The following is a 14,069-nucleotide window of genomic DNA, read 5'->3' on the forward strand; positions in this document are numbered from 1 at the left end:
CCCCGGTATCTGCAGGGCTGCAGGACTGCAGGGAAATGAAGGTGGAATCGGTCGGCAGCAGTGCGGTAGAAGTGATGACGACGGAATCGCAGCCGAACTGGTTCTGCAGGATTACAGTGACGTGCCCGGTATCGGCAGGGCTACAGGACTGCAGGGAAATGAATGTGGAATCAGCAGGGGGGCAGCCATCTGAGCAAGAGGAAGGCGCAATCAGTTGAATATTCGTTTGACAAGTGGTATCCGCTAAGTCAAAAATAGGCAACTGCAAGCTATCAGCACTGATAGGGAAGGGGCCTAATATTGCAGTATCTTGGTAGCTAGCGGTAAAGTCCATTCCATAAGCCATTCCTGCCCAACCATCAGCAGCATTTAGCCCGTTGACCAGCACACTAGCAGTGAACAAGTCGTCATCAGGGGTTGCAGGTGTGCCATTATCATCACAAAAAGCCTGTATGGCCTGAGCCTCGATGCTACAGGAGTCAGAACAAGGGATAGGAGGCTGTATGTTCAGCAGGACAGCGCAGTCGGCAACGAGGCTATCGGCAAAGATGATGTTCACCGTGCCATCTGCAATAGCGAACGGCCCAAGGGTTAGCGTGTCCCCATAGTTTCCACTTCCTTCCCCCAAAGGAGGGATGGCAAACCAGCCTTTCCCGGCAATAGGGTTCTCCACCAACACACTTGCCCTAAAAAGGTCATCCCCAGAGAAAGCGGAAGACGCATTGTCCAAGCAAATGGTATCCACGAGTGTAGCGGAAATGGCGCAGGAGTCCGAGCAAGTGCCGGATGATGGCAGCTCAAGAGTGGCAGAACAGAGTGGGGAACCAATATCTGTAAAACTGAAAGTGGCACTATTTAGAGCAGAAGGGAATTGAATGGTTACAGGTAGGCCAAAGGGCACCGTATCTGTAATCTCCCCTGCCCATTCAATTTTAAACGCCCCACTGGTATTTGTACCGTTCAGTAGGACCGTGGCTGCGGTCAAGTCATCTTCGGGGTTGCCCGGGGTGCCGTTGTCATCACAAAAAGCGGCCAGCACTTCAGGACTGGATATTTCACACAAGTCAGAGCAGGTGCCTGGGTTGTTCAAGACCGAAAGTTTTGAGCAGCCGGCCATTGCTGCATCCCGAACAACGAGAGGGATATTGCCCAAGCTTGCCGACCCCGCTTCTAGCGTATAGGTATTGAGCAGGCCATAAGCGCCAAAGCCAGGAGATATTGCGGCATTAGGGCTTTCCAAAAGGAATGTAGAGCCTGTCCCTTGGCCCGATGCTTCAATTTGGAGGGTTAGGAAATCATCGGCTGGATCAGAGGGGGTGCCGCCGTCTTGGCATTGAATATTTGAAATGCGCACGGAGTCGATAGTGCAATCCTTACAAGGGTCGGGCAGGTTGACGGTAAGGCTGCAGTCGGGGTTGCCCTCATCCTGGAGGGTAAGGGAAAAGGCTTCTTGTGCGAAGCTTGGAGAGAGGAAGGAAAAGTTGGCCGGCGAGCCATAAGCTGCGATGGTGTCAGAAAGCCATTGCGCCCCATCAATTTGGACGGCATAAGCTGTGCCGATGGCACTGCCCCCTGGGTTGAGGCTAAATTGAACGGCAGAGTCGTTGCAGTTTAGGTTGCTAAGGTTAGGCTGGGAAAGCGTGCAGGTATCTGTACACGGGAGGGGGGGCAGGACTTCCACTGCCACCCTACATGCAGGGGATATGGCATCTTGAAAAGTAACCAACAGCGGGCCATCGCTGAATAGCTGGGGCGCAGTGAAGGTTGAAGCCCCGTAAGCTCCGCTAGTATTGAGGCTGCCTGAGCCAGCGGTCCAGCCTGAGCCAGCCGGTGGTATGGCGTTCTCAATGGAGATTTCGGCTTGGAAAAAATCGTCTATAGGGTTGCCCGGGGTATCATTGTCAAGGCAGAAGGTGCTGACAACACTGGCTTCTATGCCACAGGCAGGAGAGCAAGTGCCAGGGGGGGTGACCCAAAAGCCTATATTGCAGGAAGGGTCGTAGAGGTCTGTGGCTTCCACCCAAATGCTGTCCTGTAAGGCAGAGCCGGCAGGCAGTGCGAAAATAACCGGCTGGCCGTAGTCGCCCGTTGCTGGCTGGAGCGCACCGGATGGAGAAGCCAGGGCATATTCGTTGCCCCCACCCCCGTTCAGATTTAGGCTAAAGGTCAGGTAGTCGTCGGAAGGGTTGCTAGGCGTGCTGTTGTCATTGCAGCTTAGATTGGCCGGTGCCCCTGTAAAAAGGCACCCGGGCGAGCAGGATGCTGGCGTAGGGAATTGTAGCATAGCCTGGCAGGCTGGGTCTTCTAGGTCCTGAATGAGAACCGTAGTGATCGGGGACACAGGCATAGGCAGGCTAAAGGTGGTACTAGTGCCGTAAGGGGCTGCTACAGGGTCTGCCAACTGCCCATTGATTTCAACCTGATATTGGGCAGCTGTATTTTCGCCAGTGATATTGAGATTGACGAATAGGATGTCGTCTTCTGGGGCAGAAAGGGTGGTGTTGTCAAAACAGAAGGCATTGATCAGTTCAGCCGTATTGATGGCGCAGTCATCGCAGGGGTTTTCGAGAGAAGCGGAAATGGAGCAGGAAGGGTCTGCCATATCCCGGATGAAAATAGGATAGTTGGGCTGTTGAGGCAGGGTAGGCAGGAAGGTGTAAACGGTAGGGCTGCCATAGACCCCCGTGTTTTGCCCAAGGAGGCTGCCCCCTGGCATATTGACCTGGTACTGGCTGTTCAGCCCTGTGCCAGACGGGTTGAGGGAGAACGTAAGCAGGCCGTTGTCGCTACAACTGACTTCTCCAAGCCCGGCCTGGGCCAGGTTGCAATTGGGGGTAGAGCAGGGCGTATTGTTGACGGCCAGGAGGCTGATAGCGCAGCCTTCTTCGCTTAGGTCAGTTAGGGTAAGCGGCAGCACTTCTCCCATGCCAACCACTCCGCTTAGCGCAAATGTGGTAGGCTGGCCGTATGGTGCAGCGGCTGGAGTGGCTGTGATTCCCGCAGGTGCAGATAAAGCAAAACTACCGCCAGTATTTATTCCGGACGGGCTTACAGTGATGAGCAGCAGGTCGTCTTCTGGAAGGAGGTCAGTGCCCCGGTCGTCACAAGAAACCGCAGAGAGCCCGGCCTCTGATAGCTCACAGGGCGTCACGCAGTCTCCAGGATCAGGCAGGGGTATGGTAAGCGTACACTCGGTATCTCCGAGATCGGTAATGATTAAGGTGAAGGGGCCCTGCCCTGCTGAGCCCGGGCCCAGCTCAAAAAAGGACGGGCTGCCGTAGGTGCCAATATTCGGGATGACGAATGCTCCGGGCACCATGACATTGTAGATTTCTCCAAGCCCTAATCCAGTAGGGTCGAGGGTAAACCGCACCCGGTCGTCGTTGCCATTGGTAGGGGAGTTGTTGTCAAAGCAGGTGACGGCAGAGAGGTTAGCATTGTCTAGGCTGCAGGGGTCGTTGCAGGGGTTGTCCAGAGAGAAGCTAAAGCTACAATTGGCGTTGGAGATGGTAGCTGTATAGGAAAAGGCATTGGGGTCGTCCGGGTTGAAAATGAAGCCTGCCGTCTGGCCAAAGATGCCGTCAGAAGGGCTAAGGGCGCCTCCAGAAACATTGATTTCGTAGGTGCCGCTGAGCCCGGTCCCCTGTGGGTTGAGGTTGAAGATGATGCGGTCATCGGCTGTGGCGGCCGTGCCGCGGTCGTCGCAGATGACGCCGTTGATGTTTACACCGCTAATGTCACAAGGTGGGTTTTGAGCGCCATTCAGTTGCAGCGCGCCAAGCATCATACATCCCGCAATAAGGTATGAGCATACTCCTTTCCAGTACCGTTTATAGGTCTCCTTCATCACTTTTTGATACTTTCTCTGGAAGTCTTAGACACCAAGTAGAAGGGCGCAGCACTTGCGCGTGCATTTCCTTCATTGTTAGCTATGTGCAAATTTGCGGACTGAGGCAGAAGTCGATAGGCGTTAGGTAGTTAAGTTCCGCCATTTCGTTTTAGCGATAGCTGTGCTGCCGCATAGCGTTTGATGCCCTGCCAAGGAGCTTAGAGGCACTGAAGCCGGGAAATGGCTAGTACCAGCCGTAAATTTAGCATAAAGGTTTGATAATTTATATTTTAGGTACAAGCAGCAGTTCTTTTGTGAGGGAGGGGCTCCTGGGCAAGAGCTGTTAGGCTTTTGAAAATGGCGCACAACAATCAATCGCATAACTGGCAAGGGGCGATATTTTTTCGTTTCTTAGCTAAGCACTTGTTTGGCTTTATTTTTTGGCGCTAGTGCCTTAAGTCATAAATCTCTGATACTTAAGTTGAAGTTATTTTCCGACTAATCAAGGTGAAGGTTCGCGACTTTAGCCCGAGCTAAAGGAGCGGTTCTTTAACGAAGAGTAGGCGGAAAAGAACGAAACTTGGGGTGGCAAGGATTTATGGCTTGAGGCACTAGCCTCTAATCTTGGTTAAACCCACCACCCTGGTATGACATCGCAAACGAACAACCCCTTGTGGTTTAAAGACGCTATTATATATGCCCTGCCGGTACATGCTTTTTACGACAGCAACGGCAGCGGCATAGGAGACATCAACGGGCTCATCGAAAAACTGGATTACCTAGAGGACCTTGGCGTCAATTGTATTTCCCTCCTGCCATTCTATGAGTCGCCTCTAAAAGACGATGGCTATGATGTGTCTGACTTTAAGCAGGTACATCCCAATTATGGAGCGCTAGAGGACTTCCAACGGTTTTTGGAAGAAGCCCATAAACGGGGGATCTACGTGGTTATCGATATCATTATGAACCATACTTCCACGGAGCACGAGTGGTTCAAAAGGGCCCGCATGGCAGCGGAAGGTGACCCGGAGCGCGATTTTTATATCTGGAGCCCTACCCCTGAGCCTTTTTCTGATGCACAGATCATCTTCTCGGATTATGAAACGTCTAACTGGGAATGGGACAATCAGGCAAAATCCTATTACTGGCACCGCTTTTATAGCCATCAGGCAGACCTGAACTACAATAACCCCCGGGTGAGGGAGGAAATACGCGGGGTCATAGATTTCTGGTTCAACCTCGGTGTAGATGGGCTTCGCCTTACTTCGGTCATGTTCATCTTCAGAGAAGAGGGCACCAACTGTGAAAACCTCCCGCAGGTGCACGAGTACCTGAGGGAGCTGAGGAGGTATGTAGACCAAAAACACCCCAATAAAATCCTGGTTGCGGAAACCAACCTCTGGCCAGAAGAGGCTGCTGAATATTATGGGGCGGGCGATGAGTGCCATATGAACTACCACTTTCCGCTCATGCCGAGGCTGTATATGGGCCTGCAGACCGAAGACCGCTATCCCATCATCGATATCTTGGAGCAAACCCCAACGGTGCCGGAAAATTGTCAGTGGGCGCTTTTCCTCCGTAATCATGATGACCTAATGCTCTCTATGGTCACAGAAGAAGAGCGCGACTATTTGTATAAGGTGTTCGCCCAAGATCATGGCGCGAAGATCAACGAAGGTATCCGGCGGCGCCTGGCCCCCTTGCTGAACAACGACCGCAGGAAAATTGAACTGCTCAACAGCCTGCTCTTTAGCCTGCCTGGCACCCCGGTCATTTATTACGGCGACGAGATCGGCATGGGTGACAATATTTACTTGGGCGATCGCAACGGGGTGCGTACCCCTATGCAGTGGAACTCTGACCGCAACGCTGGCTTCTCAGCGGCCAACCCTCAAAAGCTCTTCCTGCCGGTCATCCGCGATCCCCTTTACCGTTACGAAGCCATCAATGTTGAGATTCAAAACCGAAACTCTTCTTCTCTGCTCTGGTGGATGAAGAACATCATCAGCATGCGCAAACGCCTGAAAGCCTTCAGCCACGGCAAAATTGAGTTCCTGGATTCGCTCAATGGTAAAGTCCTTTCCTTTATCCGCTCCTACGAGGGCGAGAGCATTCTCGTAGTGGCGAACCTTTCCAAGTTTTCCCAGGCCATAGCCCTTGACCTGAGCCGCTATAAAGGTATCCGGCCTATGGAAATTTTCAGCCAGAACAAGTTTTTCCCTATCAGCGCAGGGGAGCCTTATCAGTTTACTGTGGGGCCGTACGGCTATTATTGGTTCCTGATGGAGCAGGGGGAGGAAGCAGAGGAGGTGCCTAAAGAACGGGCTATCCAAGAGGCTACCGCTGATGTTGACTGGGCGGGATTCTTCGACAACTATTCTGCCAAGCGCCGGTTTGAGAAAAAAATCTTGCCAGGGTACCTGCGCTCCTGCCGTTGGTTTGGGGGCAAGTCCAGGAAAATGGTCTCGATCAATGTGGCGCATTACCCTAGCGTATCTTATGGGGAGGCCCACGCTTTTTTCTTGAGCATACAGGTACGCTATACTGACGGCCTGCCGGAGACTTACTTCCTGCCCATTACTTTCGTATCTGATGCCGGGCAGATGGTCCATTACCTGAAAAATGAAGTGCAAAGCGTAGTCTGTTACCTCAAAACGCCCGAGAAAGAGGGCATCTTGGTCGATGCTATTTACGATGAAGCTTTCCGGAATGATTTGTTCTGCCGCATCAAAGGGCACGAACGGGTGAACGTGCAAGGCGGGCAGCTCGCGTTCGAAGCTGGCAAAACCCTCAATGAGTTGCAGATCGAGCCCGAAGATGTGGTTTCTGAAGTCCTTAGGGCAGAGCAGAGCAATACATCTGTGATTTACAATAACCAGTTCTTTTTCAAAATCTACCGGAAACTGGATATCGATATCAACCCAGACCTGGAGGTCGTCCGCTACCTGTCGGAGCAGACCGCTTTCAGCCATTCCCCCCGCTACGGGGGCGGGGTGCAATTTGAAGATACCATAGAAAAGTCCTTCACCATTTTGGGCTTGCTGCAAAATAAAATACCCAATCAGGGCGAGGCTTGGACCATGATGCTGGAAGCCCTGAACCGTTATTATGAGAAAGTGCTGGCGAAGGTAGAACGGGATACGCCCCCTCCTGCGCTTGTAGAAAAAAACCGCCTGTATTTTGAGGATACGCCGGAGCGCCTGCAGCGCTTGATCGGCAGTGTGATATATGAGCGGGCTGCACTGCTCGGGCAGCGCACAGCGGAAATGCACATAGCCTTGGCACAGGAAACTACTGACCCCGCATTTGCCCCGGAGCGCTTTACGCAAAACTATCAGCGCTCTATTTATGCGCAGCACCGCAAGCTGGTCAATGAAAAGCTATCTGCCCTAGAGCGGCGCCTGCCATCGTTGCCGGAGCACATTGCATCGGAGGCCCGGCAGGTGCTCGATATCCGGGAGGAGATCATGGCGGCCTTCAGTGAGATCTACAGCCGCAAGATTGAGGCAACAAAAACCAGGGTGCATGGCGACTACCACCTTGGGCAGGTGCTCTTCAACGGGCGGGATTTTTACATCATCGACTTCGAGGGCGAGCCGATGCACTCCATTAGCGAACGGAGGCTGAAGCGTACCCCTTTCAAGGATGTAGCAGGCATGATACGATCTTTCCATTATGCAGCCTACGGGCAGCTTGTGCTCAATCAAAACTATCGGGCTGCTGATATGCCGCAGCTCGAAGCTTGGGCCAATCAATGGTTCCACTACGTCAGCCAGTATTTCCTGACGGCCTATCTGGATACGGCTGCCGGCCAGCATTTCATCCCCGAAGACTTGCAGGCAATGCAGTTGTTGCTTAGGATCTACATCTTGGAGAAAGCCATTTACGAAGTCGGCTACGAAATGAATGCCCGCCCAGAATGGCTCCGCATTCCGGTAAGGGGCGTACTATATGCTATGCAGCAATACAGGGGGCAAGCTGGCAGCACAATGGAGGGCAGGGGAGATGAGTGAGGTAGAAGCCTATATCCTGGGGCTTCAGCCTCAGCAGCGGGAAATATTGTTTTTCCTGCATCAGGTTTTGATGGGCCACCCTGAGATGACAAGCCGCATCCGGTATAAAATCCCTTTCTACAGCCGGAAGAGCTGGGTTTGTTATGCCAATCCCCGGGATGGCGGCATTGAGCTGGCCTTCATTCAGGGCGCTGAGCTGTCAAATGAGCAGGGGCTGCTGCATGCCCGCGGGCGCAAAATGGTCACCGGCGCCGTCTTCCATTCCGTGGGCGATATACCCCAAGCTGCCTTGCTGGAGGTCATTCAGGAAGCCCTTTTGCTGGATGAGGTGGCGCCTTACAAAGGGCCAAAAAGAGGGAAGGGTAAATAAGCGGATGGCTGCACTAGTGGTCTGTCAAGTGTTAATTTATGGGTTGAGTGGGAGCGAATTTTGAGGCTAATCAAGGCGGATGTTCCCGCGCATAGCAGCGCTACGTAAGGGGTTGTCCAACGAAGAGTAGCCTCAAAAGTCGCCGCAGGCAACCCCTAGTTTTAGCCTTGACAGACCACTAGCCCCACCGCGTAAAAGCATTGGCCAGCACCTTCCCATCTGCCGGCCGCAGTATACGGTGGCGGTAAGTGCCTATCGCAGCTTCTTCAACTTCCGATTGGAGTACGTCTGCAAGCTGCCCCTCAGCCCGGTATTCGATATCCAGGAAGCGCATTTGGCGTTCGGCCAGTACCGTTTCGGGCACGGGGTCTAGCATCCACTGTATATATAAGGTGTTATTAAGGTGGCGGTTGAAGTCGAGATCATGCCAGTGCACGGTGTAACTTTCCTGATGGCCTACCGCCCCGAGCTTATCCAATTGCCCGGAAATCCGGGGCAGGCATTGCTCCTTGGGCGGCATCCGGCGATTAAAAGCTAAGACAAAATCTGGCGGGTTTGCCATTTTGCGGGAGCGGGTATCCATCAACAGCCAGGTAGAGGCCGAGTGGGCGAGGGGCTCGCCATCAAGGGTTTCTACCCAAAAGTCACGCAGTGCAAACGCTTTGAGGAACCCTGCGGGGTAGGTATGGATACGAATGTGCTCATTGAGGTTGGGAAGGCGCTGTACTTCAATCTGCTGACGGGTCAGTACCCATGAAATGTGATAAGGGGCGAGGTCCCAGTAGGACATTCCGATTTCAATGACATTCTGCAGGGCTGCCTCTTGCATCAGGCGCGATAAGGCGGGCAGGGTCATACGCTGCTGTGCGTCGATCTCATAAGCTCTGACCTGATAGGTATGGGTGTAGAGCAGATCAGAATCTACCATAGTTTTTGGCATAAAGATATATGACTAGTGGATTGAGCCGTAATTTTTGACCATTAAAGACCACGCACCAGAAAAGGCTTAAGTACGGAGATATTATCAAATAGTTCGGTCTAGCCGCACTAGAGCAAAGGTGGGCCTGCCCCTGCCGCAAGGGCAGGTGCCGCTATGCTCCGGGGCTCGCTGTCCGCTCGGCTCCTCGCCCTACAGGCCTCGGCTCTGGCCTTCGGCCACCCCTTCGCAGCGCTAGGCCAATGCCAGCCTAAAGCCCAAAAAGCTTGAACGCCTGTGATATTTGGGTTTGCGCCTTTCAGCAAGGCCGGAAAAATCCTTTGGCACCGAGCCGGCTATCCTGGCAGGGCCATCCTCCGCAGCATGAGCGCTGAGCAGTGGGAATATCGGATGAGAGGTTGGTATACCATATTATATGGTGTGGCAGAGAACCTGTTGAGCTTCAGTGGGAAGCGCAATTGAGCTAAATCTTCAATTATCAAGGAATTATTTTAAAACGCCTTTTTGGATTTAGCTGAAAAAGGTCTACCTTTGCAATCGCTTTTCGAGCAAGGTATGTTAACCTCTGCCGATAAGGTATTGTTAAATACAACTCAAATTAAAAAGTCATATGCCTACTATTAATCAACTTGTACGCAAGGGCAGGAAGAAGATTGTAACTAAGAGCAAATCACGGGCTTTAGATGGTTGTCCGCAAAAGCGTGGTGTTTGCACTCGTGTGTACACAACGACGCCAAAGAAGCCGAACTCCGCTTTGCGTAAGGTTGCTAAAGTGCGCCTGACCAACGGATTGGAGGTTATCTGCTACATCCCCGGCGAGGGGCACAACCTGCAAGAGCACTCCATCGTATTGGTGCGCGGCGGTCGTGTAAAAGACCTTCCTGGTGTACGCTATACCATCGTTCGTGGTGCATTGGATACCAACGGGGTTGAGGGCCGCCTTCAGGCTCGTTCCCGTTATGGAGCTAAGCGCCCGAAGTAATAATTATGTTTCAATAATTTGAGAAACCTCTAATTTAGAGTAATGAGAAAAAGAAAGCCGAAGTTAAGAGTCATCCAGCCAGACCCTCGTTATAAGGACCCACTGGTAACGCAATTTGTCAACAACCTCATGCTGGAAGGTAAGAAAAGCACTGCTTTTACCCTCTTTTATGATGCTATGGACAAAATCAAGGAGCGTACCGAGCAGGACGAGCACGCAGTTTGGAAAAAGGCACTCAACAACGCCATGCCTCAAGTAGAGGTGCGCAGCCGCCGTATTGGTGGTGCGACGTTCCAAATCCCTACGGAAATCCCCGCTAAGCGCAAAGTCGCTATCGGGATGAAGTGGCTCATCAAGTTCTCGCGTCAGCGGAGCGGTAAGGGTATGGCAGAAAAACTGGCTGCAGAGCTGATCGCAGCTAGCAAGGGAGAAGGCAGCGCAGTTAAGCGTAAAGAAGACACGCACAAGATGGCAGAATCTAACCGTGCCTTCGCTCACTTCCGCGTCTAACCTTACATCATCCTTTTCTATAAATTCAAAAATTCCTTCGAGGAGTAGTCATGGCACAAAAAGATCTCAAGTATACTCGTAATATTGGTATTGCTGCGCACATTGACGCCGGCAAGACGACTACTACCGAGCGTGTCCTTTTCTACACCGGCCTTAGCCACAAGATTGGTGAGGTACACGACGGTGCAGCAACCATGGACTGGATGGAGCAGGAGCAGGAGCGTGGTATTACCATTACCTCTGCTGCAACTAAGACATCCTGGAATTGGAAAGAACAGGAGTACACCGTAAACATCATCGATACACCGGGTCACGTTGACTTTACGGTGGAGGTGGAGCGCTCGCTCCGCGTACTCGACGGTGTGGTGGCTTTGTTCTGTGCAGTTTCTGGTGTAGAGCCTCAGTCTGAAACGGTTTGGCGCCAAGCCAACCGCTACAAAGTACCCCGTATCGGTTTTGTTAATAAAATGGACCGTTCTGGTGCAGACTTCTTCAACGTTGTCAACGACGTAAAGGAGAAACTGGGCGCTAATGCCGTCCCACTTCAGGTACCTATTGGTGCTGAGGAGACGTTCAAGGGCGTTGTCGACCTGATTACGAATGAGGCGCGTATCTGGAATGAGCACGATATGGGCATGACTTACGAGGTCGAGCCAATCCCCGAAGATTTGAAGGAAACCGTAGCAGAATATCGGGAGGCACTCCTCGAGGCAGTCGCTGAATACGATGAGACGCTCATGGAGAAGTACTTCGAAGATCCAGATAGCATTTCTCCAGAAGAAATCCGCGCAGCTATCCGTGCGGCAGTTATCGACATGAGCATCATCCCAATGATGTGCGGCTCTGCCTTCAAAAACAAAGGCGTACAGGCTGTACTCGATGCTGTATGTGCTTTCATGCCTTCTCCTGTCGACGTTGATGCCATCACGGGCACCAACCCGAAAACAGACAAGGAGGAGCTCCGCAAGCCGGATGTGAACGCGCCGTTCTCTGGCCTAGCTTTCAAAATTGCAACTGACCCTTACGTAGGCCGCTTGGCATTCTTCCGGACGTACTCCGGCCGTCTTGATGCAGGTTCTTACGTACTGAATACCCGCTCTGGCAAGAAAGAGCGCATCTCACGCTTGTACCAGATGCACTCCAACAAGCAGAACGCCATCGATTATGTCGAGGCTGGCGACATCGCTGCTGCTGTAGGTTTCAAGGACCTGCGTACCGGAGATACCATCTGTGACGAGAACGCACCGATTGTACTGGAAAGCATGACTTTCCCCGAGCCGGTTATCGGCCTTGCAATTGAGCCTAAGTCTCAAAAAGACTTGGACAAGCTGGGCATGTCCCTGGCCAAGCTGGCTGAGGAAGACCCGACTTTCCGCGTACGTTATGACGAAGACACCAACCAAACCGTAATCAGCGGTATGGGCGAGCTGCACTTGGAAATCATCGTTGACCGCTTGCGTCGCGAGTTCAAAGTGGAGGTAAGCCAAGGTGCTCCTCAGGTGAACTACAAAGAAGCGCTTACTGGCCTAGTTGGCCACCGTGAGCGCCTCAAGAAGCAGTCTGGTGGTTCAGGTCTTTTCGCAGACATGGAGTTCGAGCTCGGCCCTGCCGATCAGGAATTCCTGGACAGCGACGAGTTCAAAAATGGCAAAGAGAAGCTTCAGTTCGTATGGGACATCGTAGGTGGCTCTATCGACAAGAACTATCAGAAGCCTATCCGAGACGGTTTCCTCGCAATGATGGACAACGGTATCTTGGCAGGTTACAATATCGACAGCATGAAAGTCCGTGTTTTTGACGGTTCTATGCACGCGGTCGACTCTAAGCCAATCGCCTTCGAACTCTGTGCGAAGGAAGGTTTCCGCGCTGCAGCGCCAAAAGCGAACCCGGTTCTGCTTGAGCCTATCATGAAGCTCGAGATTGTGACACCCGAGGAGTTTGTAGGTGCTGTGATCGGCGACTTGAACCGCCGCCGCGGCCTGCCGAAAGGACAGGAGCCACGTGCTGGAGGAGCCGTTGCTATCAAGGCGGATGCACCACTGTCTGAAATGTTCGGTTATGTAACATCGCTTCGTACTATCACTTCTGGCCGTGCCAACTCTACTATGGAGTTCTCACACTATGCGGAAGCTCCATCTGGCATCGCCAAGGAGATCATCGCAGCCGCCAAAGGTGAAGTAAAAGCATAAGGATATCAACAGGGGAGGGGTGCATGCACCCCTCTCTATACTATCACACACTTATTTGAATTCAAGGCATGAATCAAAAAATCAGAATCAAGCTCCGCTCTTACGATCACAACCTGGTGGATAAGTCTACGGAAAAGATCGTGAAGACGGTGAGAAACAGTGGCGCTGTCGTTACTGGGCCGATTCCGCTGCCCACTAAGAAGAAGATTTTTACCGTGCTCCGTTCGCCGCACGTCAACAAAAAATCTCGTGAGCAGTTCCAGCTTCGCACCCACAAACGTCTCATCGAAATCTATACTCCCACCCAGAAGACAGTAGATGCCCTGTCCAAACTGGAACTGCCAAGTGGGGTTGACATTCAGGTTAAATTAACGTAAGAACGTAACATTATCCGTTAGCATAGAGGCGGCAGATACTAGGTGCCTTCAGGCGCAAGGTGGAGGAAAAGACAGCTCTCTTACGTGCTGTTGTTTTCTCAGGCCAAGTGCCAGCTCGAATCTTTGGGGCTCCCTGAGCACCCCAGTCTCAACTCTACTGCGGCGTATTCAAAAACCATGTACTGATGAACGGTATTATCGGTAAAAAGATAGGAATGACCAGCATCTTTGATGCTAATGGTCGGAACGTAGCATGTACCGTAATCGAAGCGGGCCCCTGCGTAGTAACGCAGGTGAAGACCGAAGAGACTGATGGTTACAACGCTACACAGATTGGCTATGGCGATGCCAAAGCCAAGAATACTTCTCAAGCACTTCTAGGGCACTACGAAAAGGCCAAAACGGCCCCCAAACGGAAAGTTGTGGAGTTCCGTGATTTCTCTATTCCTGAAAAGGCGCTTGGCGATCTGATCAAGGTGGATGAGGTCTTCGTTGAAGGAGATCTTGTTTCAGCTGTAGGAACGTCTAAGGGCAAAGGTTTCCAAGGCGTAGTTAAGCGCCACGGCTTCAGTGGTGTAAACGATGCTACCCACGGTCAGCACAACCGTCAGCGTGCACCGGGTTCTATTGGTGCTGCCTCTTACCCAGCAAAGGTGTTCAAGGGGATGCGCATGGCCGGCCGTACCGGCGGTGAGCGGATCAAGGTGAAAAACCTCCGCGTGCTGAAAGTTTTCCCAGACAAAAACCTTATCCTGGTCAAAGGGGCTATCCCTGGCCACAAAGGCTCATTTGTCATTATTGAAAAGTAATTCATTCGTGCGTCGCATCCACTGCGGCCCTGCCAAAGCGCCGGCCGTAGCAT

10 protein-coding genes are annotated in these 14,069 nt (G+C 52.3%); 8 read left to right on the forward strand and 2 right to left on the reverse strand.

Features of this window, described 5'->3' with window-relative positions:
* A partial coding sequence (locus FRY97_RS16420; RefSeq protein ID WP_147168653.1) for a hypothetical protein occupies positions 1-3,847 on the reverse strand: 3,847 nt, incomplete at its 3' end.
* A 629-nt stretch (positions 3,848-4,476) separates the two neighbouring features.
* On the opposite strand from FRY97_RS16420, the gene treS reads away from it, so the two are divergent.
* The gene (treS, locus tag FRY97_RS16425) at positions 4,477-7,842 is read left to right on the forward strand and encodes a maltose alpha-D-glucosyltransferase (protein ID WP_147168654.1); all 3,366 of its coding nucleotides are present in this window, start codon (positions 4,477-4,479) and stop codon (positions 7,840-7,842) included.
* Positions 7,835-8,212 (forward strand): DUF1801 domain-containing protein, encoded by a 378-nt coding sequence (locus tag FRY97_RS16430; RefSeq protein ID WP_170254694.1) that lies wholly within the window; start codon positions 7,835-7,837, stop codon positions 8,210-8,212. Before treS ends, FRY97_RS16430 begins: the two co-directional genes overlap by 8 nt.
* Before the next feature lie 178 nt (positions 8,213-8,390).
* Here FRY97_RS16430 and FRY97_RS16435 read toward each other — a convergent pair whose 3' ends face one another.
* Positions 8,391-9,140, reverse strand: coding sequence for an acyl-[acyl-carrier-protein] thioesterase (locus FRY97_RS16435; protein ID WP_170254695.1), 750 nt, complete (start codon positions 9,138-9,140; stop codon positions 8,391-8,393).
* A gap of 285 nt (positions 9,141-9,425) precedes the next feature.
* Between FRY97_RS16435 and FRY97_RS16440 the strand changes: the two genes are divergently transcribed.
* The 6 genes from FRY97_RS16440 (at position 9,426) to rplC (ending at position 14,016) form a co-directional block, all read left to right on the forward strand.
* On the forward strand, positions 9,426-9,611 hold the full coding sequence (locus FRY97_RS16440) for a hypothetical protein (RefSeq protein WP_147168657.1): 186 nt from the start codon (positions 9,426-9,428) through the stop codon (positions 9,609-9,611).
* 148 nt (positions 9,612-9,759) lie between these two features.
* A complete protein-coding gene (rpsL, locus tag FRY97_RS16445) occupies positions 9,760-10,131 on the forward strand; it encodes a 30S ribosomal protein S12 (protein ID WP_147168658.1) in 372 nt (123 codons plus the stop codon).
* A gap of 42 nt (positions 10,132-10,173) precedes the next feature.
* Positions 10,174-10,641 carry a 30S ribosomal protein S7 gene (rpsG, locus tag FRY97_RS16450; protein ID WP_147168659.1) on the forward strand — a complete coding sequence of 156 codons (468 nt, stop codon included), beginning with the start codon at positions 10,174-10,176 and terminating at the stop codon, positions 10,639-10,641.
* A gap of 50 nt (positions 10,642-10,691) precedes the next feature.
* On the forward strand, positions 10,692-12,830 hold the full coding sequence (fusA, locus tag FRY97_RS16455; protein WP_147168660.1) for an elongation factor G: 2,139 nt from the start codon (positions 10,692-10,694) through the stop codon (positions 12,828-12,830).
* Positions 12,831-12,898: 68 nt separating this feature from the next.
* Positions 12,899-13,207: a 30S ribosomal protein S10 gene (gene rpsJ / locus FRY97_RS16460; protein WP_147168661.1), complete on the forward strand. Its 309-nt coding sequence runs from the start codon at positions 12,899-12,901 to the stop codon at positions 13,205-13,207.
* A 185-nt stretch (positions 13,208-13,392) separates the two neighbouring features.
* A complete protein-coding gene (gene rplC, locus FRY97_RS16465; protein WP_147168662.1) occupies positions 13,393-14,016 on the forward strand; it encodes a 50S ribosomal protein L3 in 624 nt (207 codons plus the stop codon).
* The last annotated feature ends 53 nt before the right edge of the window (positions 14,017-14,069 follow it).

Origin of the sequence: Phaeodactylibacter luteus (assembly GCF_007993045.1) — a bacterium.
GTDB lineage: Bacteria > Bacteroidota > Bacteroidia > Chitinophagales > Saprospiraceae > Phaeodactylibacter > Phaeodactylibacter luteus.

Bases quoted from the DNA above. Each gene is read 5' to 3' on its own strand.
- rplC (WP_147168662.1), top strand. From the start codon at position 13,393: ATGAACGGTATTATCGGTAAAAAGATAGGAATGACCAGCATCTTTGAT.
- rpsJ (WP_147168661.1), top strand. From the start codon at position 12,899: ATGAATCAAAAAATCAGAATCAAGCTCCGCTCTTACGATCACAACCTG.
- fusA (WP_147168660.1), top strand. From the start codon at position 10,692: ATGGCACAAAAAGATCTCAAGTATACTCGTAATATTGGTATTGCTGCG.
- rpsL (WP_147168658.1), top strand. From the start codon at position 9,760: ATGCCTACTATTAATCAACTTGTACGCAAGGGCAGGAAGAAGATTGTA.
- rpsG (WP_147168659.1), top strand. From the start codon at position 10,174: ATGAGAAAAAGAAAGCCGAAGTTAAGAGTCATCCAGCCAGACCCTCGT.
- treS (WP_147168654.1), top strand. From the start codon at position 4,477: ATGACATCGCAAACGAACAACCCCTTGTGGTTTAAAGACGCTATTATA.
- FRY97_RS16430 (WP_170254694.1), top strand. From the start codon at position 7,835: ATGAGTGAGGTAGAAGCCTATATCCTGGGGCTTCAGCCTCAGCAGCGG.
- FRY97_RS16435 (WP_170254695.1), bottom strand. From the start codon at position 9,140: ATGGTAGATTCTGATCTGCTCTACACCCATACCTATCAGGTCAGAGCT.